The organism is uncultured Pseudomonas sp. (assembly GCF_913774235.1).
Taxonomy (GTDB): Bacteria; Pseudomonadota; Gammaproteobacteria; order Pseudomonadales; family Pseudomonadaceae; genus Chryseomonas.
Map to the genome: position 1 here is coordinate 86,922 of NZ_CAJYDW010000003.1, position 20,567 is coordinate 107,488.

The 20,567-nt window shown below is 62.7% G+C and carries 21 protein-coding genes, 1 tRNA gene and 1 pseudogene; 17 read left to right on the plus strand and 6 right to left on the minus strand.

Annotated elements, in window-relative coordinates; translation table 11 throughout:
• Complete coding sequence (locus QZ471_RS02055) at positions 1 to 960, minus strand: MoxR family ATPase (protein ID WP_295460658.1); 960 nt, start codon at positions 958 to 960, stop codon at positions 1 to 3.
• Positions 961 to 1,277: 317 nt separating this feature from the next.
• Here QZ471_RS02055 and QZ471_RS02060 point away from each other — a divergent pair, with 317 nt between their 5' ends.
• Positions 1,278 to 3,368: an LTA synthase family protein gene (locus QZ471_RS02060; RefSeq protein ID WP_295460659.1), complete on the plus strand. Its 2,091-nt coding sequence runs from the start codon at positions 1,278 to 1,280 to the stop codon at positions 3,366 to 3,368.
• A 57-nt stretch (positions 3,369 to 3,425) separates the two neighbouring features.
• On the opposite strand, the gene QZ471_RS02065 is transcribed toward QZ471_RS02060, so the two are convergent.
• The 3 genes and pseudogenes from QZ471_RS02065 to QZ471_RS02075 form a co-directional block, all read right to left on the minus strand.
• Positions 3,426 to 3,641: a cold-shock protein gene (locus tag QZ471_RS02065; protein WP_160923550.1), complete on the minus strand. Its 216-nt coding sequence runs from the start codon at positions 3,639 to 3,641 to the stop codon at positions 3,426 to 3,428.
• Positions 3,642 to 3,755: 114 nt separating this feature from the next.
• Positions 3,756 to 4,064: pseudogene (locus QZ471_RS02070) on the minus strand (cold shock domain-containing protein membrane protein); the annotation flags it as partial.
• Between the two features lie 166 nt (positions 4,065 to 4,230).
• Positions 4,231 to 4,701 carry a Dps family protein gene (locus QZ471_RS02075; protein WP_295460660.1) on the minus strand — a complete coding sequence of 157 codons (471 nt, stop codon included), beginning with the start codon at positions 4,699 to 4,701 and terminating at the stop codon, positions 4,231 to 4,233.
• Positions 4,702 to 4,913: 212 nt separating this feature from the next.
• Here QZ471_RS02075 and aspS point away from each other — a divergent pair, with 212 nt between their 5' ends.
• The 15 genes from aspS to QZ471_RS02150 all read left to right on the plus strand — a co-directional run bounded on the left by aspS (position 4,914) and on the right by QZ471_RS02150 (position 16,806).
• Entirely contained in the window at positions 4,914 to 6,689 is a 1,776-nt protein-coding gene (aspS, locus tag QZ471_RS02080) for an aspartate--tRNA ligase (RefSeq protein WP_295460661.1), read from the plus strand.
• A gap of 108 nt (positions 6,690 to 6,797) precedes the next feature.
• Entirely contained in the window at positions 6,798 to 7,544 is a 747-nt protein-coding gene (locus QZ471_RS02085; RefSeq protein ID WP_295460662.1) for a YebC/PmpR family DNA-binding transcriptional regulator, read from the plus strand.
• Positions 7,544 to 8,107 carry a crossover junction endodeoxyribonuclease RuvC gene (gene ruvC / locus QZ471_RS02090; RefSeq protein ID WP_295460663.1) on the plus strand — a complete coding sequence of 188 codons (564 nt, stop codon included), beginning with the start codon at positions 7,544 to 7,546 and terminating at the stop codon, positions 8,105 to 8,107. The genes QZ471_RS02085 and ruvC overlap by 1 nt, the downstream gene beginning before the upstream one ends.
• 45 nt (positions 8,108 to 8,152) lie before the next feature.
• The gene (gene ruvA, locus QZ471_RS02095) at positions 8,153 to 8,755 is read left to right on the plus strand and encodes a Holliday junction branch migration protein RuvA (protein ID WP_295460664.1); all 603 of its coding nucleotides are present in this window, start codon (positions 8,153 to 8,155) and stop codon (positions 8,753 to 8,755) included.
• A 4-nt stretch (positions 8,756 to 8,759) separates the two neighbouring features.
• Positions 8,760 to 9,812 (plus strand): Holliday junction branch migration DNA helicase RuvB, encoded by a 1,053-nt coding sequence (gene ruvB, locus QZ471_RS02100; RefSeq protein ID WP_059226928.1) that lies wholly within the window; start codon positions 8,760 to 8,762, stop codon positions 9,810 to 9,812.
• 51 nt (positions 9,813 to 9,863) lie between these two features.
• Entirely contained in the window at positions 9,864 to 10,313 is a 450-nt protein-coding gene (ybgC, locus tag QZ471_RS02105) for a tol-pal system-associated acyl-CoA thioesterase (protein WP_295460665.1), read from the plus strand.
• A gap of 2 nt (positions 10,314 to 10,315) precedes the next feature.
• Positions 10,316 to 11,008 (plus strand): protein TolQ, encoded by a 693-nt coding sequence (gene tolQ / locus QZ471_RS02110; protein WP_295460666.1) that lies wholly within the window; start codon positions 10,316 to 10,318, stop codon positions 11,006 to 11,008.
• Positions 11,009 to 11,019: 11 nt separating this feature from the next.
• Positions 11,020 to 11,466, plus strand: coding sequence for a protein TolR (tolR, locus tag QZ471_RS02115; protein WP_295460667.1), 447 nt, complete (start codon positions 11,020 to 11,022; stop codon positions 11,464 to 11,466).
• Positions 11,463 to 12,566 carry a cell envelope integrity protein TolA gene (gene tolA, locus QZ471_RS02120; RefSeq protein WP_295460668.1) on the plus strand — a complete coding sequence of 368 codons (1,104 nt, stop codon included), beginning with the start codon at positions 11,463 to 11,465 and terminating at the stop codon, positions 12,564 to 12,566. Before tolR ends, tolA begins: the two co-directional genes overlap by 4 nt.
• Complete coding sequence (gene tolB / locus QZ471_RS02125; protein WP_295460669.1) at positions 12,563 to 13,861, plus strand: Tol-Pal system beta propeller repeat protein TolB; 1,299 nt, start codon at positions 12,563 to 12,565, stop codon at positions 13,859 to 13,861. The genes tolA and tolB overlap by 4 nt, the downstream gene beginning before the upstream one ends.
• A 58-nt stretch (positions 13,862 to 13,919) precedes the next feature.
• Positions 13,920 to 14,435, plus strand: coding sequence for a peptidoglycan-associated lipoprotein Pal (gene pal, locus QZ471_RS02130; protein ID WP_295460670.1), 516 nt, complete (start codon positions 13,920 to 13,922; stop codon positions 14,433 to 14,435).
• Between the two features lie 6 nt (positions 14,436 to 14,441).
• Positions 14,442 to 15,272, plus strand: coding sequence for a tol-pal system protein YbgF (gene ybgF, locus QZ471_RS02135; protein WP_295460671.1), 831 nt, complete (start codon positions 14,442 to 14,444; stop codon positions 15,270 to 15,272).
• A gap of 71 nt (positions 15,273 to 15,343) precedes the next feature.
• Positions 15,344 to 15,994 carry a 7-carboxy-7-deazaguanine synthase QueE gene (queE, locus tag QZ471_RS02140; RefSeq protein ID WP_295460672.1) on the plus strand — a complete coding sequence of 217 codons (651 nt, stop codon included), beginning with the start codon at positions 15,344 to 15,346 and terminating at the stop codon, positions 15,992 to 15,994.
• A 2-nt stretch (positions 15,995 to 15,996) separates the two neighbouring features.
• A complete protein-coding gene (gene queC, locus QZ471_RS02145; protein ID WP_295460673.1) occupies positions 15,997 to 16,671 on the plus strand; it encodes a 7-cyano-7-deazaguanine synthase QueC in 675 nt (224 codons plus the stop codon).
• A gap of 59 nt (positions 16,672 to 16,730) precedes the next feature.
• Positions 16,731 to 16,806: transfer RNA gene (locus QZ471_RS02150), tRNA-Lys, on the plus strand.
• Between the two features lie 159 nt (positions 16,807 to 16,965).
• On the opposite strand, the gene QZ471_RS02155 is transcribed toward QZ471_RS02150, so the two are convergent.
• Positions 16,966 to 18,078 carry a site-specific integrase gene (locus tag QZ471_RS02155; protein WP_295460674.1) on the minus strand — a complete coding sequence of 371 codons (1,113 nt, stop codon included), beginning with the start codon at positions 18,076 to 18,078 and terminating at the stop codon, positions 16,966 to 16,968.
• A complete protein-coding gene (gene mobH / locus QZ471_RS02160) occupies positions 18,078 to 19,964 on the minus strand; it encodes a MobH family relaxase (RefSeq protein ID WP_295460675.1) in 1,887 nt (628 codons plus the stop codon). The genes QZ471_RS02155 and mobH overlap by 1 nt, the downstream gene beginning before the upstream one ends.
• Before the next feature lie 236 nt (positions 19,965 to 20,200).
• Between mobH and QZ471_RS02165 the strand changes: the two genes are divergently transcribed.
• Positions 20,201 to 20,383, plus strand: coding sequence for a hypothetical protein (locus QZ471_RS02165; protein ID WP_295460676.1), 183 nt, complete (start codon positions 20,201 to 20,203; stop codon positions 20,381 to 20,383).
• Positions 20,384 to 20,567 lie beyond the last annotated feature (184 nt).

A 20,567-nucleotide genomic window follows, 5' to 3' on the forward strand; every position in this document is an offset into this window, starting at 1 on the left:
TCAGGCCACGGCCACCAGATCGAGGATGCGCTGCACCACCCGGTCGTGGTCGATGCCGGCGGCCTCCGCCTCGAAGGAGAGGATGATCCGGTGCCGCAGCACGTCGAAGACCACCGCCTGGATGTCTTCCGGGCTGACGAAATCCCGGCCGGCCAGCCAGGCATGGGCGCGGGCGCAGCGATCCAGGGCGATGGAGCCGCGCGGACTGGCGCCATAGGTGATCCAGTGCGCCAGGTCCTGGTCGAAGCGGCCCGGCGTACGGGTCGCCATGATCAGTTGCACCAGGTATTCCTCCACGGCGTCGGCCATGTACAGCCCGAGCACCTCGCGGCGCGCCGCGGCGATGGCCGCCTGGCTGACTCTCTCGGTGGGCAGGGTCTCGCCGTCCAGGGCCTCGCCGCGGGCCTGGGCCAGGATGCGGCGTTCCACCGAGGCGTCCGGGTAGCCGATCTTGACGTGCATCAGGAAACGGTCGAGCTGGGCCTCGGGCAGGGGATAGGTGCCCTCCTGCTCGATGGGGTTCTGGGTGGCCATCACCAGGAATAGCTCGGGCAGGGCATAGGAGGTGCGGCCGATGCTTACCTGGCGCTCGGCCATGGCTTCCAGCAGCGCCGACTGCACCTTGGCTGGGGCGCGGTTGATCTCGTCCGCCAGCACCAGGTTGTGGAAGATCGGTCCCTGCTGGAAGGAGAAGCTGGCGGTGTCGGGCCGATAGATCTCGGTGCCGGTGATGTCGGCGGGCAGCAGGTCGGGGGTGAACTGGATGCGGTGGAAGTCCGCCTCCAGGCCTTCCGCCAGGTCCTTGATGGCCTTGGTCTTGGCCAGCCCCGGGGCGCCCTCCACCAGCAGATGCCCATCCGCCAGCACTGCGATGAGCAGCCGCTCCACCAGGGATTCCTGGCCGAGGATCTGGCTGGTCAGATAGGTGCGAAGCACCTGCAGAGCGTCACGGTGAGCCATGGGGCATCCTGAATACGGCGTGGGAGCGGTGAAAGGTGCGCAATTTTACTGCAAGCGGCGGCTGACGCCCATGCCTGCGCGGAGGTCGTTGGCAGACAACGGCTTGACGAAAATTTGACGACGCCTGCGTCAGGCTGGGCGTTTGCCGGCGCGACCGTCGTCGCACTTTGCCCGCCGGGCACTGCTCGGTGCTGACGCTGCGACAGCGGATGACTAAACTCCTCGGCCTGCCGACCGCGCCCCAGGCCTCTGCGTGGGCGGTCCCGAGTCGCCGGCCACGCGCCGCGAATCCTCGCTTCCTCTGACAAGGTGTTTACATGTCGCAAATGGATGTCCCGCAATCCCCACGCCACGCCGGCCGGCGACCGCTTCCGACGCTGGGTAGCCACCTGAGCTTCGTACTCGGCTGCGCCCTGGCCCTGATGGTCATGTTCACCCTGTTGCGCCTGGCGCTGCTGGGCTACAACACCGACCTGATCGGCAATTCGCCCTTCGCCACCTTCGCCGAAGCCTTCTTCAACGGTGCCCGCTTCGACCTGCGCCTGGTGGTCTATATCTGCGTACCCTCGCTGCTCTGCCTGTTGAGCGCCAGAGCCATGGCCGCCCGCCGGCTGCAGGCCGGCTGGTTCACCCTCGCCGCCAGCCTCTGCCTGCTGCTGGGCGTCGGCGAGCTGAACTTCTACCGCGAATTTCACCAGCGCCTGAACAGCCTGGTATTCCAGTACCTGCAGGAAGACCTGCACACCGTGACCAGCATGATCTGGAACGGCTTCCCGGTGGTGCGGCTGCTCTTGGCCTGGGCCGTGGCGACCCTGCTGCTGGGCCTGGTGTTCTTCGGCATCGAGCGGGCCACCCGCCGGTACGTCGCCGCGCGACCGGCCGCCTGGTATCGCCGGGGCGCGGTGTTCATGCTCTGCCTGGTGGTAGCCGTCATCGCCGCCCGCGGTACCCTGAGATCCGGTCCGCCGCTGCGCTGGGGCGACGCCTACACCACCGACTCGATGTTCGCCAATCATCTTGGCCTGAACGGCACCCTGACCCTGATCAATGCCGCCGAGAACAGCTTCTCCGACCATCGCGACAACAGCTGGAAGGCGACCATGCCGGCCGCCGACGCCCTGGCCGTGACCCGGCAGCTGCTGCTAACCCCGCGCGATGAGTTGATCGATGCCGACAAGGCCGCCGTCCGCCGGATCTACACTCCGCCAGCCGAGGGTCAACTGCCCCAGGTGCGCAACGTAGTGGTCATCCTCATGGAGAGCATGGCCGGTCGCTACATCGGCGCCCTGGGTAACCAAGACGGCATCACCCCCAACTTCGACGCCCTGGCCAAGCAGGGCACCCTGTTCACCCGCTTCTTCTCCAATGGCACCCACACCCACCAGGGCATGTTCGCCACCATGGCCTGCTTCCCCAACCTGCCGGCCTTCGAATACCTGATGCGCATGCCCGAGGGCGCTCACCAGTTCTCCGGTCTGCCGCAACTGCTCAGTACCCGTGGCTTCGACGACGTCTACGTCTACAACGGCAACTTCCAGTGGGACAACCAGTCCGGGTTCTTCAGCAACCAGGGCATGACGACCTTCGTCGGTCGTGAGGACTTCGTGAACCCGGTGTTCATGGACCCGACCTGGGGCGTCTCCGACCAGGACATGTTTGATCGCTCGGTGCAGGAACTGGACAAGCTGGCCAAGGCTCCAGATGGCAAGCCCTTCTATGCGCTGCTGCAGACGCTGTCCAACCACACGCCCTATGCGCTGCCCAAGGACCTGCCGGTTACCCCGGTCACCGGGCATGGCTCGCTCGACGAGCATCTCACTGCCATGCGTTATGCCGACTGGTCCCTCGGTCAGTTCTTCGCCAAGGTGAAGAACGAGCCCTGGTACCAGGACACCCTGTTCGTCATCGTCGGCGACCACGGCTTCGGCAACAACGAGCAGATCACCGAGATGGACCTGTCGCGCTTCAACGTGCCGCTGCTGCTGATCGGCCCGGGCGTGCAGGAAACCTTCGGCGCCCGCCGCGACACCGTCGGCAGCCAGATCGACGTGGTACCCACCGTCCTGGCCCGCTTCGGCCAGCCGACCCAGCACCAGTGCTGGGGTCGTGACCTGCTCGGTCTGCCCCAGGGCGATCCGGGCGTGGCGGTGATCAAGCCGTCCGGCAGCGACCAGACCGTGGCGCTGGTCACCGGTGACCGCATCCTGGTCAAGCCGCGCGACCGCGATGCCGTGCTCTACCGCTACCACCTGGGCACCGAGGCCGGTGGCGAGGTGGTCAAGGGCGATCCCAGCGCACCCGAGCTGCAGAAGCGCCTGGAGGCCTTCATCCAGACCGCCACCGGCAGTCTGCTGGGCAACACCACCGGCATGACCGACAGCAAGGCGGCGGCCGCTCAGCGGCAGTAGTCTCGTCGCCCATGAAAAAGGCCGCCCGAGGGCGGCCTTTCTTTTTACCGGCAGCGATCAGGCGGCGATGACCACGTCTTCGGCCTGCAGGCCCTTGTCACGCTGGATCACCGAAAACTCCACCCGCTGGCCTTCCATCAGGACCCGATGACCTTCGCCACGGATCGCGCGGAAGTGCACGAAGATGTCGTCACCGGTATCGCGGGAGATGAAGCCGAAGCCCTTGGAGGTGTTGAACCACTTCACCGTGCCCCGCTCGCGGTCGTCGGCCAGCGGGCGTGCCGGCGCGGCGGCTGCAGCTCGGGCGACCGGGCGCGGACGGTTTTCCGTTTCCGTCGCGACGGCGTTGCCAGCCGGCGCGCGAAACTTCTCCGGCAGGCTGGCCAGGGCTGCGACCAGGGTCAGCCCCAGGGGCAGCAGTTCGGCGGGGAGGCCACCGATGTGGGAGAGCGGTGCGAGCAGGATGAAGGTCTGCACCACGACGGCGATCACCAGCAGGGCGCTGGCGAGTTTCTGGGCGCCGCTGCTGCGGCTGCGGGAGAAGGGCGTGAAGAGGAGGGTGGCAAGACCCAGCAGGGCCAGATGGATGGACTCGGGTTGATCGAAGGAAGAGGTATCGGACTGCAGTCCGGGAATGGCCGATAACAGGAGCGCAGCAGCGCCCACCACGACATGGACAGTAGATAACGTGTTCAATGTGAAATCACCTTGGGGTCAAGAACTCGGATCTGCCGAAACTGCCATGGCGATGCACGGCAGCGGCGTGACCCGGCGCGGAACGCGCGTCCTTATTAAACCCAAAAGGTGAAGGTCGCTCAATCGTGGCACCGCCGCGGACGCGCGCCCGCGGCGGAGTGTCGCTTCAGGCGGCCAGCAGGCTGCGCAGCATCCAAGCGGTCTTCTCATGGACCTGCATGCGCTGGGTCAGCAGGTCGGCGGTGGGCTCGTCGCTGACCTTGTCCAGCAGCGGGAAGATGCCCCGGGCGGTACGCACCACGGCTTCCTGGCCCTGCACCAGCAGGCGGATCATCTCCTGGGCGTCCGGAATGCCTTCCTCTTCCTTGATGCTCGACAGGCGGGCATAGGCGGCATAGGTGCCCGGCGCCGGGAAACCCAGCGCGCGGATACGCTCGGCGATGTCATCCACGGCCACGGCCAGCTCGGTGTACTGGGTCTCGAACATCAGGTGCAGGGTGTTGAACATCGGCCCGGTCACGTTCCAGTGGAAGTTGTGGGTCTTCAGATACAGGGTGTAGGTGTCGGCCAGCAGGCGCGACAGGCCCTCGGCGATCTGGGCACGATCCTGTTCGGCGATTCCGATGTTGATTTCCATGCTGACAGCTCCTTTGCGGTCGGTTGCGAAAGATCCCGAGGCTACCACAGAACCGCTGGCCGTTTAGCCAGTGTTCACGTGTCGAGCTGCGTGGCCTGCTACGGTAAAATCGTGCCGGATGATATAGAATCTCCCGTTTAGTCGAGCGCCCTGCCTTGCCGGCCTGGCGCCTCCACGCATTCAGCCTGTTCTAGAGAAGCGAAAACACGACCATGATGCGCAGCCACTATTGCGGCCAGTTGAACGAGAGCCTGGACGGCCAGGAAATCACCCTTTGCGGTTGGGTCCACCGCCGCCGTGACCACGGCGGGGTCATCTTCCTCGACATCCGCGATCGCGAAGGCCTGGCCCAGGTGGTGTTCGATCCGGATCGCGCCGAGACCTTCGCCAAGGCCGACCGCGTGCGCAGCGAATACGTGGTCAAGCTCACCGGCAAGGTACGCCTGCGTCCCGAAGGCGCGCGCAACGCCAACATGGCCTCCGGCGCCATCGAGGTACTGGGTTACGAGCTGGAGGTGCTCAACGAAGCCGAGACCCCGCCGTTCCCGCTCAACGAATACACCGACGTCGGTGAAGAGACCCGCCTGCGCTACCGGTTCATCGACCTGCGCCGCCCGGAGATGGCCGAGAAGCTGAAGCTACGTTCGCGCATCACCTCCAGCATCCGTCGCTACCTGGACGAAAATGGTTTCCTCGACGTGGAAACCCCGATACTGACCCGTGCCACCCCCGAGGGTGCTCGCGACTACCTGGTGCCCAGCCGCACCCATCCCGGCAGCTTCTTCGCCCTGCCGCAGTCGCCCCAGCTGTTCAAGCAACTGCTGATGGTCGCCGGCTTCGACCGCTACTACCAAATCGCCAAGTGCTTCCGCGACGAAGACCTGCGCGCCGACCGCCAGCCGGAATTCACCCAGATCGACATCGAGACCAGCTTCCTCGATGAACAAGACATCATGGGCATCACCGAGACCATGGTGCGCAACCTGTTCAAGGAAGTCCTGGACGTCGAATTCGGCGAGCTGCCGCACATGACCCTGGCCGAGGCCATGCGTCGCTTCGGCTCCGACAAGCCGGACCTGCGTATCCCGCTGGAACTGGTGGACGTGGAAGACCAGCTCAAGGACGTCGACTTCAAGGTCTTCGCCGGTCCGGCCAACGATCCCAAGTGCCGCGTCGCCGCCCTGCGCGTACCGGGCGGGGCGAGCATGCCGCGCAAGCAGATCGACGACTACACCAAGTTCGTCGGCATCTACGGCGCCAAGGGCCTGGCCTACATCAAGGTCAACGAGCGCGCTGCGGGCGTCGAAGGCCTGCAGTCGCCCATCGTCAAGAACATTCCGCTCGATAACATTAACGTGATCCTCGATCGCGTCGGTGCGGTCGACGGCGATATCGTCTTCTTTGGCGCGGACAAGACCAAGATCGTCTCCGAGGCCCTGGGCGCCCTGCGCATCAAGCTCGGTCACGACCTGAGCCTGCTGACCTGCCAGTGGGCGCCGCTGTGGGTAGTCGACTTCCCCATGTTCGAAGAGAACGATGACGGCAGCCTGACCGCCATGCACCACCCCTTCACCTCGCCCAAGTGCAGCCCGCAAGAGCTCAAGGCCAACCCGGGTGCGGCGCTGTCGCGCGCCTACGACATGGTGCTCAACGGCACCGAACTGGGCGGCGGTTCCATCCGTATCCACGACAAGAAGATGCAGCAAGCCGTCTTCGAAGTGCTGGGGATCAGCGCAGAAGAGCAGGAAGAGAAGTTCGGCTTCCTGCTGGACGCCCTGAAGTTCGGCGCGCCGCCCCACGGTGGCCTGGCCTTCGGCCTGGATCGCCTGGTGATGCTGATGACCGGCGCCTCGTCCATTCGTGAAGTCATCGCCTTCCCGAAGACCCAGAGCGCGGCCGATGTCATGACCCAGGCGCCCGGCGCCGTCGACGCCAAGGCCCTGCGCGAACTGCACATCCGCCTGCGCGAGCAGCCCAAGGCGGAATAACACCCATCGGAGGAGGGCGGCCGCAGCGGACGCCCTCCGTATCTTAGTTTTCGCTGCGCCGCGGCCCTCGCCGTCGGTGCAGTCATCGTCAAGACAGTGGAGTAGCTCATGGCCGGTCATTCCAAATGGGCCAACATCAAGCACCGCAAAGAACGCCAGGATGCCAAGAAGGGCAAGATCTTCACCAAGATCATCCGTGAACTGACCGTGGCCGCCCGCCAGGGCGGCGGCGTCCCGGCCGACAACCCTCGCCTGCGTCTGGCGGTGGACAAGGCGCTCACCGCCAACATGACCCGTGACACCATCGACCGGGCCATCGCCCGTGGCGTGGGCGCCGGTGAAGGCGAGAACGTCGAGGAACTGACCTATGAAGGTTACGCCCCCAGCGGCGTCGCCCTCATCGTCGAGGCCATGACCGACAACCGCAACCGCACCGCGGCCGAGGTTCGCCATGCCTTCAACAAGTGCGGTGGCAACCTGGGTACCGACGGTTCGGTCGCCTACTTGTTCGAGCGCAAGGGCCAGATCAGCTATGCCCCCGGTATAGATGAAGACGCCCTGATGGAAGCCGCCCTGGAAGCGGGGGCCGACGACGTGGTCGCCAACGATGATGGCTCCATCGACGTCTTCACCAGCTTCGCCGACTTCATCGCCGTCAACGAGGCCCTGACCGCCGCTGGCTACAAGGCCGACGAAGCCGAGGTGACCATGATCCCCTCGACCTCCGCGACCCTGGACCTGGAAACCGCGCAGAAGGTGCTCAAGCTGATCGACATGCTCGAGGACCTGGACGACGTACAGAACGTCTACTCCAACGCCGATATCCCCGACGACGTCATGGCGCAGCTCGGCTGATGTCCCTCTACGAGCGCGCGCCCTTCACGCCTGATGCCGGAACCCTGGTGCTGGGTATCGACCCCGGCTCCCGGCTGACCGGCTTCGGCGTGGTGCGCGACACCGGGCGCGGCTGCGAATACGTCGCCTCGGGCTGCATCCGCACCGGCAACGGTCCGTTGCCGGAGCGGCTGCAGATCGTCTATCGCGGCGTGCGCGACGTCATCGCCCAGTACGGGCCGGTGACCATGGGCATCGAGCAGGTGTTCATGGCGCGCAATGCCGATTCGGCGCTCAAGCTGGGTCAGGCCCGAGGTGCGGCCATCGTCGCCGGCGCCGAGGGTGGTCTGGAGATCTCCGAGTACACCGCGAGCCAGGTCAAGCAGGCAGTGGTTGGCAACGGCGGGGCGGACAAGCAGCAGGTGATGCTGATGGTCATGCATCTGCTGCGCCTGACCGAAAAACCCCAGATCGACGCCTCCGACGCCCTGGCCATCGCCCTCTGCCATGCCCATACCCGACAGAGCCTGGTGCCCCATGGCCTGCTCGCGACCCGTCGCCGCGGCGGTCGCCTGCGTCTCTAGTTTCATCCGCCAAACATTTCGCTCCAACGGTAGGAAGGTATCCCTGTGATCGGTCGTCTACGAGGCACCCTGGCGGACAAGCAGCCGCCCCATCTCCTGCTCGACGTGGGCGGAGTCGGCTATGAGGTCGAGGTGCCCATGACGACCCTTTATCGGCTGCCCGCCCAGGGTGAAGTCGTCACATTGCATACCCACCTCGTGGTACGGGAAGATGCGCACCTGTTGTACGGGTTCGGGGAAAAACGCGAGCGTGAGCTGTTTCGCGAGCTGATCCGACTCAATGGTGTCGGCCCCAAGCTGGCCCTGGCGTTGATGTCCAGTCTCGAGGTGGATGAATTGGTTCGCTGTGTTCAGGCCCAGGACACCTCTGTTCTGGTCAAGGTGCCAGGGGTGGGCAAGAAGACCGCCGAGCGCCTGCTGGTCGAACTGAAGGACAGATTCAAGGCCTGGGAAAACCTGCCCACCATCGCGCCCCTGGTCCTGCCGAACCAGGCGCCGGTGGTCGCCAGTGCCGAGGCCGATGCGGTCAGCGCCCTGGTCGCCCTGGGCTTCAAGCCCCAGGAGGCCAGTCGCGCCGTGGCTGCAGTGGAAGGGGAAGACCTTTCCAGCGAGGAACTCATCCGTCGCGCCCTGAAGGGCATGGTCTGATCCCATGATAGAAACCGATCGTCTCATTTCGGGCAGTGGCCGCGACCGGGAAGATTTCCAGGATCGCGCCATCCGTCCGGTGCGCTTGGCGGACTACATCGGCCAGCCGGTGGTACGCGACCAGATGGGGCTGTTCATCCAGGCGGCGAAGGGTAGGGGCGAGGCGCTCGACCATACCCTGATCTTCGGTCCCCCAGGACTGGGCAAGACCACCCTGGCCAACATCATCGCCCAGGAAATGCAGGTTTCCCTGAAGAGCACCTCCGGTCCGGTACTGGAGCGTCCGGGTGACCTTGCCGCGCTGCTGACCAACCTGGAAGCGGGCGATGTGCTCTTCATCGACGAGATCCATCGACTCTCGCCCATCGTCGAGGAGGTGCTCTATCCGGCGATGGAGGACTACCAGCTCGACATCATGATCGGCGAAGGCCCGGCGGCCCGCTCCATCAAGCTGGACCTGCCGCCCTTCACCCTGGTGGGCGCCACCACCCGGGCCGGCATGCTGACCAATCCGCTGCGTGACCGCTTCGGGATCGTCCAGCGCCTGGAGTTCTATGGCACCGCGGACCTGGCTACCATCGTCACCCGCTCCGCCGGGATCCTGGGCCTGGCCATCGAAGCCGAAGGCGCCCTGGAAATCGCCCGTCGCGCGCGCGGTACGCCGCGGATCGCCAACCGGCTGCTGCGCCGGGTGCGGGATTTCGCCGAGGTGCGCGGGCAGGGACATATCAGCCACGACATCGCCGGTCGTGCCCTGGACCTGCTGGACGTCGACGCCCAGGGTTTCGATCACCAGGATCGTCGCCTGCTACTGACCATGATCGACAAGTTCGACGGCGGACCGGTTGGGGTGGACAGTCTCGCTGCGGCCATCAGCGAAGAGCGTCACACCATCGAAGACGTGCTGGAACCCTATTTGATCCAGCAAGGCTATATCATGCGCACGCCGCGCGGGCGGGTGGTGACCCGGCATGCCTATCTGCATTTCGGGCTCAACCTGCCATCGCGCCTGGCCCAGGGCGGTACGCCCGATCTGTTTGAGGTCAATGGTAACTAAATGCAGTTGCGAACATTTCTGATTGGCAACGGCGAGGCTAGGTTCTAGAGTATGCACGCGCAACCGCGGAGCCCGTCGTCGCCCGTCCTCAGGTGTCGTGTCTATTACGAAGATACCGATGCCGGCGGCATCGTCTACTACGTCAACTACCTCAAATTCATGGAACGCGCCCGCACCGAGCGACTGCGCGCGCTGGGCTATGCCCAGTCCGAACTCGCCCGGGACGGTCTGCTCTTCGTCGTCCACAGCAGCGAAGCGCGCTACCATGCGCCCGCGCGCCTGGATGACGAACTGCTGATCGGCGCCGAGGTGGTCGAAGCGAAGCGTGCCAGCCTCAGGTTTCACCAGGAGGTTAGGCGTGCGAAGGATGATGTCCTGCTCTGCGAAGGGTGGGTGACGGTCGCCTGCGTGCGTGCCGACAGCTTCAGGCCCAGGGCCATGCCCGAAGCCATGCGAACGGTTCTTGCCGGAAGTCCGGCGTCAATTCAATCAGGAGATTAAGCGTGCAACCCAACGTCGACCATACGTCCATGTGGAGCCTCATCGCCAACGCCAGTCTGGTGGTACAGCTGGTGATGCTCATCTTGGTCGCAGCCTCCGTCACGTCCTGGATCATGATCATCCAGCGCGGCAACGCCATGCGCGCCGCCAAGCGTTCGCTGGACGCCTTCGAAGAGAAGTTCTGGTCGGGCATCGACCTGTCCAAGCTCTATCGCCAGGCCGGCAGCAACCCCGATCCGGATTCCGGCGTCGAGCAGATCTTCCGGGCCGGCTTCAAGGAATTCTCCCGCCTGCGCCAGCAGCCCGGCGTCGATCCCGATGCCGTGATGGAAGGTGTCGCCCGGGCCATGCGCGTCGCCATCTCCCGTGAGGAAGAAAAGCTCGAGCAGGCCCTGCCGTTCCTGGCCACCGTCGGTTCCACCAGCCCCTACGTGGGTCTGTTCGGTACCGTCTGGGGCATCATGAACTCCTTCCGTGGCCTGTCCACCGCCCAGCAGGCGACCCTGGCCACCGTGGCCCCCGGTATCGCCGAGGCCCTGATCGCCACCGCCATCGGTCTGTTCGCTGCCATTCCCGCCGTCGTGGCCTACAACCGCTTCGCCGCCCGCTCGGAAATGCTGATCAACCGCTACTACACCTTTGCGGACGAATTCCAGGCCATCCTGCACCGCAAAGTCCACGCCAGCGACGAATAAAGAGGTATCCCATGGTCCGTCGCCGCCAGAAACGCAAGCCCGTCGCCGAGATGAACGTGGTGCCCTACATCGATGTGATGTTGGTACTGCTGGTCATCTTCATGGTAACGGCGCCCATGCTCAACCAGGGCGTGAAGGTCGACCTGCCCAAGGTCGACAGCCAAGCCCTGCCGCAGGACAACGACAAGCAGATCCTCACCGTGTCGGTGAAGGCCGACGGCACCTACTACTGGAACGTCGGTTCCGAGGTGGATACCGATCAGAAAGCCAAGTCCGAGACTGCGGTTTCCCTGTCACAACTGAGTCAGCAGGTCGGTGCCATCATGCGTCAACGTGCGGACACCCAGGTGTTCATCCGCGGTGACAAGGCCGCCAACTATGGAGTCGTCGCCGGCGCCATGGGGGCCTTGCAACAGGCCGGCGTACCCAACGTCGGGTTGATTACCGAGGCGCCTTGATGCGACACCGCGAGCCTTCGTCGTCCGAAAGTTATTTCTGGCCGGTCATCTGGGCAGTCGCCCTGCATGTGCTGATCTTCGGCCTGCTGTTTGTCAGCTTCGCCTTCACGCCTGAATTGCCCCAGTCACGCCCGGTCGTCCAGGCGACCTTGGTCCAGCTCAAATCCAAGAGCTCGGCCCAGGTCCAGACGGAGCAGAAACTGGCGGGCGAGGCGAAGAAGACCGCCGCCAAGCAGTACGAGCAGGAGCAGCTGGAGCAGCGTCGCCAGCAACAGGAAGCCCAGCGTGAAGCAGCGGCCGCCAAGGCGGCCGAGCAGAAGGAAGCCCAGCAGCAGGCCGCGGAACAAAAGAAAGCCGACGACGCTCGAAAGGCGCAGCAAGCGGAAGCGGCGGCCAAGGCCGCCGAAGCCAAGGCTGAGGCCGAGAAACAGGCGGATGCCGCCAAGGCGGCCGCGGAAGCCAAACAGGCCGCCGAGCAGAAGAAGCAGGCGGACATCGCCAAGAAGAAAGCCGACGAGGCCGCCAAGCAAAAGGCCGCCGACGAAGCGGCCAAGGCGAAGGCTGCCGAAGCGGCCAAGCAGAAGGCTGCGGAAGAAGCCAAGCAGAAAGCGGCTGCCGAGGCGGCCAAGAAGGAAGCCGCTGCGGAAGCGGCGAAGAAGAAAGCGGCTGACGACGCCAAGAAGAAGGCCGCTCAGGCGGCTGCGCGCAAGGCGGCGGAAGACAAGAAGGCCCAGGCCCTGGCCGAGCTGTTGTCGGAAGACACCCAGCGGCAGCAGGCACTGGCCGACGAGCAGGGCGATGAAGTGGCATCCAGCTTCGATGACCTGATCGTGCGTCTGGTCAGCGAGCAGTGGACCCGTCCGCAATCGGCGCGCAACGGTATGAGCGTCGAGGTGCAGATCAACATGCTGCCGGACGGCACCATCACCAGCGCTACGGTGACACGCTCCAGTGGCAACAAGGAATTCGATAATTCAGCGGTATCGGCCGTGCGTAACGTCGGTCGTATCCGTGAGCTGCAGCAGCTGGATCGCAAGACCTTCGATCAGCTGTACCGTCAGCGCCGCATGATCTTCAAACCGGAGGACCTGAGTCTGTGAACACCCTGATCCGTTACATCCTGCTGGGCCTGGTCCTGGTGGTGGGCTCCGCCCAGGCGGCCGATCCGCTGGTGATCTCCAGCGGTAGTGATCGCGCCATCCCGATCGCCGTCGTGCCCTTCGGTTGGCAGGGTGGTCAGCCGCTGCCGGAGGACATCGCCAGCATCGTCAGCGACGACATGCGCAACTCCGGGGTGTTCTCGCCGATTCCGCGGCAGAACATGCTCAGCCAGCCGACCCAGGCCAGCGAAGTGATCTTCCGTGACTGGAAGGCCCTGGGGGCGAGCTATGTGCTGGTCGGTAACATCGTCCCCAACGGCGGCAAGTTGCAGATCCAGTACGCCGTGTTCAACGTGGCCACCGAGCAACAGGTCATGACGGGCAATGTTGGCGGTAGCAGCGATCAACTGCGCGACATGGCCCACTTCATTTCCGATCAGGCCTACGAGAAGCTGACGGGTGTCAAGGGGGCCTTTTCTACCCGCATCCTCTACGTGACCGCCGAGCGCTTCGGTCCTAACAATACCCGTTACACCCTGCAGCGTGCTGACTACGACGGTGCCCGTGCCGTGACCCTGCTCCAGTCCCGTGAGCCGATTCTGTCGCCGCGCTTCGCCCCGGACGGCAAGCGCATTGCCTACGTATCTTTCGAGCAGAAGCGCCCGCGAATCTTCCTGCAGTACATCGACACCGGTCGTCGCGAGCAGTTGACCAACTTCGAAGGTCTCAATGGCGCGCCGGCTTTCTCGCCGGACGGCAATCGTCTTGCCCTGGTGCTGTCCAAGGATGGAAACCCGGAAATCTACGTCATGGACCTGAACAGCCGGGCCTTGCGTCGAGTCACCAACGATTCCGCCATCGACACCGAGCCGTTCTGGGGCAAGGATGGCCAGACCATCTATTTCACGTCCGATCGCTCTGGCAAACCGCAGATCTACAAGATGAACATCAACGGTGGGGGGGCCGAGCGCGTGACCTTCGTCGGCAACTACAATGCCAACCCGAAGTTGTCGGCTGACGAAAAGACCCTGGTCATGGTCCATCGCCAGGAAGGTTTCACCAACTTCCAGATCGGTGCTCAGGACCTACAGCGCGGCTCCGTGCGGGTGCTTTCCAATGGCAGTCTCAACGATTCGCCCACTGTTGCGCCCAATGGCACCATGCTAATCTACGCCACCCGCCAGCAGGACCAAGGCGTACTGATGCTTGTCTCCATCAATGGTCGCGTTCGGATCACCATCCCCACCGCCAAAGGTGATGTAAGCGAGCCTTCTTGGTCTCCTTACCTGAACTGACGGCTAATTAGAAAAGTCCTCAGAAACACCATATTGCGGTTCTTTTAGGAGTTACATGATGGAAATGCTGAAATTCGGCAAGTTCGCTGCGCTGGCTCTGGCCATGGCCGTGGCCGTAGGTTGTTCCTCCAAGGGCGGCGACGCCTCTGGCGAAGGTGCTGGCGCTGGCGCTGGTGCGGTTGACCCGAACGCTGGCTACGGCGCCAACGCCGGTGCCGTTGACGGTAGCATGGGTGACGAAGCCGCTCTGCGCGCCATCACCACCTTCTACTTCAACTACGACAGCTCCGACCTGAAGCCCGAGGCCATGCGCGCTCTGGACGTTCATGCCAAGGACCTGAAGGCCAGCGGCCAGCGTGTCGTCCTGAACGGTTACACCGACGAGCGTGGTACTGCCGAATACAACATGGCGCTGGGTGAGCGTCGTGCTCAGGCCGTTCAGCGTTACCTGGTTCTGCAGGGCGTGTCCCCGGCTCAACTGGAAGTCGTTTCCTATGGCAAGACCAACCCGGTCTGCATGGGCCATGACGAATCCTGCTGGGCTCAGAACCGTCGCGTCGAGCTGAAGAAGTAATAAACGATGTCCAAGCGCCTGCAGTTCTTGATCGCCCTGACCCTCGGTGTACCGGTTGTCGCCGGGGCTCAGGTTCCCGTACAGGATGGTAGCTATGCCCCCGCCCAGTCCGCTGGGCAGGGGTATGGCAACGCAGGCGCGGCCAGTGCCGGGAACGGGGCTCCCGTTTCCGGCATGGGTCAACTGTTCACCCAGTTGCAACAGATGCAGGACGACATCGCGCGCCTGCGTGGCCAGGTCGAGGTCCAGGAAAACGAAATCCGCCAGCTCAAGCAGGAAGGATTGGATCGTTACCAGGATCTGGATGGCCGCATTTCCCAGCTTTCTTCCGCGCCTGCTGCAGGCGCAGGGGCAGGGGCCGCTGCGGGGGCTACGCAGAATGGCGCCATCGCTGCCAATACCACGCCAACGCCGCCGGCTTCGGCTGGTGCTCCGGCTGCCAGCAGCGAGCCGGGCGATCCGGCGAAGGAAAAGCTGTATTACGACGCTGCCTTCGACCTGATCAAGGCCAAGGATTTCGATAAGGCCAGTCAGGCCTTCAATGCTTTTCTGCGCAAGTATCCGAACAGTCAGTACGCCGGCAATGCCCAGTACTGGCTGGGCGAGGTGAACCTGGCCAAGGGTGATCTGCAGGCCGCGGGCCAGGCGTTCGCCAGGGTCAGTCAGGCCTATCCCACCAGCAACAAGGTGCCGGATTCGCTGTACAAATTAGGTGGAGTCGAGCAAAAGCTCGGCCGTACCGATCGGGCCAAGGGCATGTACCAGCAGGTCATCAGCCAGTATCCCGGAACATCCGCTGCGCAGCTGGCGCAGCGGGATCTGAAAAGCCTGCCCTAGCGCAGGCTTTTTTCTTTCATCTACCGCAACGGAGGCGGATGGCCTGTTTAGCCGTCACGCCCGTGGCTTCCATGCAAAAAGATACCCTACGTCTTACCGAAATCTTCTATTCGCTGCAGGGCGAGGCACGCACCGCCGGCCTGGCTACCGTCTTCATTCGTCTCACCGGTTGCCCGCTGCGCTGCCAGTACTGCGACACGGCCTATGCCTTCACCGGCGGCGAGATCCATCACCTTGACGCCATCCTGGAGCAGGTCGCGAGTTATCGTCCGCGGCACGTCTGCGTGACGGGCGGCGAACCCCTGGCACAACCCAACTGCCTCGCGCTGCTCGCGCGGCTGTGCGACGCCGGTTACCAGGTGTCCCTGGAAACCAGCGGCGCGCTGGACGTCAGCGGCGTCGATGTACGCGTCAGCAAGGTCGTCGATCTCAAGACGCCGGGATCGGGCGAAATGGGGCGCAACCTCTACGGCAACATCGCCCATCTCACGCCGAACGATCAGGTGAAATTCGTCATCTGCTCCCGTGAGGACTACGACTGGGCGGTTTCCAAGCTGATCGAGTATCGCCTGGAGCAGCGGGCGGGTGAGGTGCTGTTCTCGCCCAGCCATGGCCAGGTCGTACCGCGGGAGCTGGCGGAGTGGATAGTAGCCGACAACCTGCCGGTGCGCTTCCAGCTGCAGTTGCACAAGCTTCTCTGGAACGACGAACCGGGACACTGAGCATGAACCAGCCAAAAGCCGTCATCCTTCTTTCCGGCGGGCTCGATTCCGCCACAGTGGTCGCCATGGCCAAGGCCCAGGGCTTCGCCTGCTACACCATGAGTTTCGACTACGGCCAACGCCATAGGGCTGAATTGCACGCTGCCGAACGGGTAGCGCGCCAGTTGGGCGTCGTCGAGCACAAGGTGATCGGCCTGAATCTCGACGGCATCGGGGGCTCGGCGCTCACCGATCCAAACATCGCCGTGCCGGAAACGCCGGGGGAGGGCATCCCGGTCACCTATGTGCCCGCGCGCAATACGGTGTTCCTCTCCCTCGCCCTGGGTTGGGCCGAGGTGCTCGGCGCAAGGCATCTGTTCATCGGCGTGAATGCGGTGGACTACTCCGGCTATCCGGATTGTCGGCCGGAGTTCGTCGAAGCCTTCGAGCGGCTGGCCAATCTCGCCACCAAGGCTGGAGTGGAAGGGGATAGCTTCAAGATCGAGGCGCCCCTGCAGTTCCTGTCCAAGGCCCAGATCGTCGAGACCGGTACGCAACTGGGCGTCGACTATGGCCTGACGGTGTCCTGCTATCAGGCCGACGACGAAGGCCAGGCCTGCGGCCGTTGTGACAGCTGCCGCCTGCGCGCCGACGGCTTCAAGACCGCCGGAATCGCCGACCCGACGCGCTATCAGTAAAAAAGTTAATCTAGGGTGTTGATTCTCCTGAGAAAATCGCTAGAATGGCGCCCACTAACGGGTCGTTAGCTCAGTCGGTAGAGCAGTTGGCTTTTAACCAATTGGTCGTAGGTTCGAATCCCACACGACCCACCATCTTCACCAGAAACCCTCCGCAAGGAGGGTTTTTGCGTTACCTGCAGCTCAGGCTAGCAGCCGTCTGTCGCGAAAAATAGCCCTGCGGCTGGCTGATGTCAAACTGCATCTGTTTGAGCAATCTTGGGTCGTGGCCAACCTGCAGGGGAGCTCGCCGATTCAAGCGTGCTCGCGTTTGCCTATCCAAGCGGCAAGCTGCTCGAATGTGCACGGCGGATTTAGGACTGACAGGCGCTGCTCGTCCTTTATCCCGGTCGGTGAAGCCAGAGATTTTCGGCTTGCGCATGAGTGCGCGGAGTGGCTGGGCGTTGGGTCTATCCGACCTATCGGCCCCTTTCGATAGGTACCGACCCGATCCTCCATCACCTGGCGAATTAGCAGCGGGTCTGGCTCTATGTACTCCATTGTAGTTGCAATGTTCGAGTGATTGAGTAGTGCTTTCGTAATATGGATATTGCGGTCCGACTCGCGCATTAGATCAGTTGCGAGGGTATGACGAAATCGGTGGGGTGTCATTCGGGTGCCCACGAGGCGAGTTAGCTTTTTATACATGCTCTCGATTTGGTTGATGTCCATTGTTTCTCGTCGATAATATTCAGAGAACCGGTTGACATTAAAGAGCTGATCGTCACCTTTAAAGCTTAAAGATTGTGCCCATAACGTGATTCTTCTGATGTGGTCAACTAAAGGGCCAGGTATTGGAATTACGAATTCCCTGTGTGTCTTGTCACTTTCGCTTGGAACTCTGATGGCTTGATTTTTTAAGTCGATGTCGTTCAGTTTTATTCTCAACAGAGAATTTAATCTGACTCCGGTATGATGAAAGGTTTCGTAAACCGCAAGCCAGAACCATGCAGGCGTGATCGCGGCTCTCTTGCCTGTAACCCGCTCCACTTCTACAAGCTCGAGCAGCTTGTGGCGCCCTTGGGCTATGGCTTCGTGTGGTACGGTCTTCTTCCGCTTCTTTGGGGGGACGACTGATGTCTTGGTAAAGGGATTTTGTCTTGTGCTAATCAGTTCAGTCTTGATTGCGTGCTGAAATAGGGTTCTCAGATGACTGGCATAGGTGTTCCAAGAACGCTTTTGACGACCTGAAGCTAGGAATTCTGTACGCCAAATCAGTACGTCTCGGTTGTGAAGACGATCCAATGGATAGTCGTTGCCGTATTGACGCTGGAATGCCCTGGCTGCTGAGTAATAAGTTGTCTGTGTGGCAGGGCGTAAATCGTGTGTAAGAATGTAGTCGCTGGCGATATCTATGACGGAAGTCATTACTGCAACTTCTCTGCAAGTAGTTTAAGGCTGGCGTTATCAAATGGCACTTGGTTGAAGACCGACATTGGGTCCTGGAGCAGATAGCCTTTCAGATTCTTCGTCTTGCGTGGGCCCACTACCTCGCAGGTCCAGATGTTGAGGCTGTCCGTGGTCTTGCGGTGTTGCTTGAGTTTCTCGAAGGCGCGCTGCACCAGCTGCCAGGGCTCCGGTTTCCGTGCCTTGGCTTCAGCCTGCAGGTGGGGATGCTCTTGGGCATAGCGCTTGAACAGTCCTGGGCTGACTACGAAAGCGGTGCCGTCGACGGTATGGATCAGAGCCTTGGCGTCGTTGATCACCAGCTTATGGCTCAGAACTCCATGGCGCACCCAGTTCATGAAGGACAGGCCCAGTTCGCCGTTGGCCGCTGATGCGGCCTCCGCGAGTGCAGCGGCTGGTAGTTCGGTGGGTTGCGGCAGCGAGTCCAAATGCTGTGACTGAGGCTCGTCTGGACCAGAGGTCACTAATGGAGGAATAGGTGGGGAGTCCATTTTGGAAAGGCTGCCGAATAGATCCTCGGCAAGAGCTAGAGAGTCATCCATGGCATCGAAACCGCTCTGTAATGCAGGTTGCGATAGTTTTTCTAGATTTATCGTCTGTTGTGAAGATGTGACGTGTGTCTCGTTTTGTGATATTGGCGCCATCATTTTGGCATCAAGTACCGGCGTTGAGCTGGTGCTCGTACTGGGATCTTCCCGTTCGTCGGAGGGCTCAACGGTCACGGTGCCGAGAAAGGGAGGCGGACGGTCACCAGGGTCTGGCCAAATCAGGCTTGGAGCAATCTTCAGCAAGGTGAAGGCCTGACTCCAGCCCTTACCGTTGTCGACGGTCGCTTTCCAGATGGCCTTTCCCTGGGCATTCACCTGGATCAGCGCCTGGTCCTGGATCAGGTTGAAGAACGGCGCGTTGGAGGTCGGAACGCCTTCGGTGCCCTGGGTGAGCATCAAGGCCCGCCAGGCATCGGATGCCGGCTTGCTTACCAACCACAAGGCATCCTGGGTCAGCCAGCCATCCGAGGGGCCGTCGGGCTGGTTCAGCTTGCAACGTTCGGTGACCAGCAGGCGTAGGCCGTCCGCCAACTGTCGCTGGATGGTATTGCGCGGCGCTTCCATGGCCCGCTGGGGATTAGCGCCCAGCTCCTGGGCGACGCTGGCCTGGTCCGCCTGGACGATGATCTCGCCGAGCACTCCGGCATGCTCGTACTGACCGGCCAGGACGTAGATCAGGGAAGCCCATAGCTCATTGAAAGCGCTGAGCCAGTCCAGTACCTGGGGAGGCAGTACCTGGGTGTACACCAGGGCTGAGGCGGCGCCATGCAGCTTGTAGTCGCGGCCTTTGACGTAGCGGAAACGGTAGGGCTGGTCCAGTGGCCCATGCCAGGGATGCCAGGCCGTGCCGTCCTCGCGCACGACCTCAATGTCCACCGCGATCTTGCCCAGGTCGTGTAGCAGAGCGCCGTAGGCCACAGCCGCTGACCAGGGCTCGGCCTGGGCGGCCTGGGACTCGGGAGGGGCGCCGATAGGCAGGAGGTAGTTCTGCCGGATCTTGAGCGCATAGGCGACGATCTCCAAGCCATGGTCCAGCAGGCCACCAGGATAGGCGTGGTGGTGGTTCTCCGACGCGGGGAGCAACTGCACCAGCGTGGCGTAGTGGGTGAGGGGATCCCGGTAGAGCGAGGCGAATTGCTCGCGGGATAGCGAGGTGCGCTGCCAGATGTTCTCTAGCAGCTTTTGTCGTCGGGGGGTGGCCAGGAGGGCTGTGCCAGGGGAGGGGTGGGTGAAGCCCTGGCGGGCGGGAGGCCCTAATGTGGGGGTGGAGGTTTTCGAGCGGAACAGTTTGCGCAGCATGGCGGGCCCTTGATGAATGGTTGGGCCTGCCTTTTCGGTCAGTCAGGGGCTGCGAACAATGCGAAACCGCACTCTCGCGGCTGGAGGTTAGGGTGGCGGTTGGCTACTACTAACCTACCTCATCATGGCTTATCTAACCGTTTGTGGTGCAAATGTGGTTTCGCATTGGGCACCAGCCAAGTAGGTGAGAATCTCCTGTCAGAAAGTCCCAACTGATCAACACAAGGAAAAGCGGCATGTCTAACTCGAAGGTTGTCTACCTTGATCTTCCTCGCCCCGTTGATCCCGCTGATATCGAGCTGGAGAACGGGATCCTGGAGGGCTTCCGGCAATTGCCCGATTACCTACAAGATGCGGTGCTTCGCCTCACCGACGATTTGGTGAACAAAAGAGCCGCGGAGGAGCGCTCCAAGAGGTAGCACTGTGATGGGCTACCTTCGCGTGCCTCCCTTTCGTGGCGTGTCATCCCGAAGCGATGAAATGACCCCCGAAAGTTGGACGCTGCCTTGAAGGCGTACCATGCCCAAGTACTCTCTAGCGTTCAAATTGAAGATCGTCGCTCAGTACCAAAAGGGCGATTGCAGCTACGGCCACCTCGCTAGG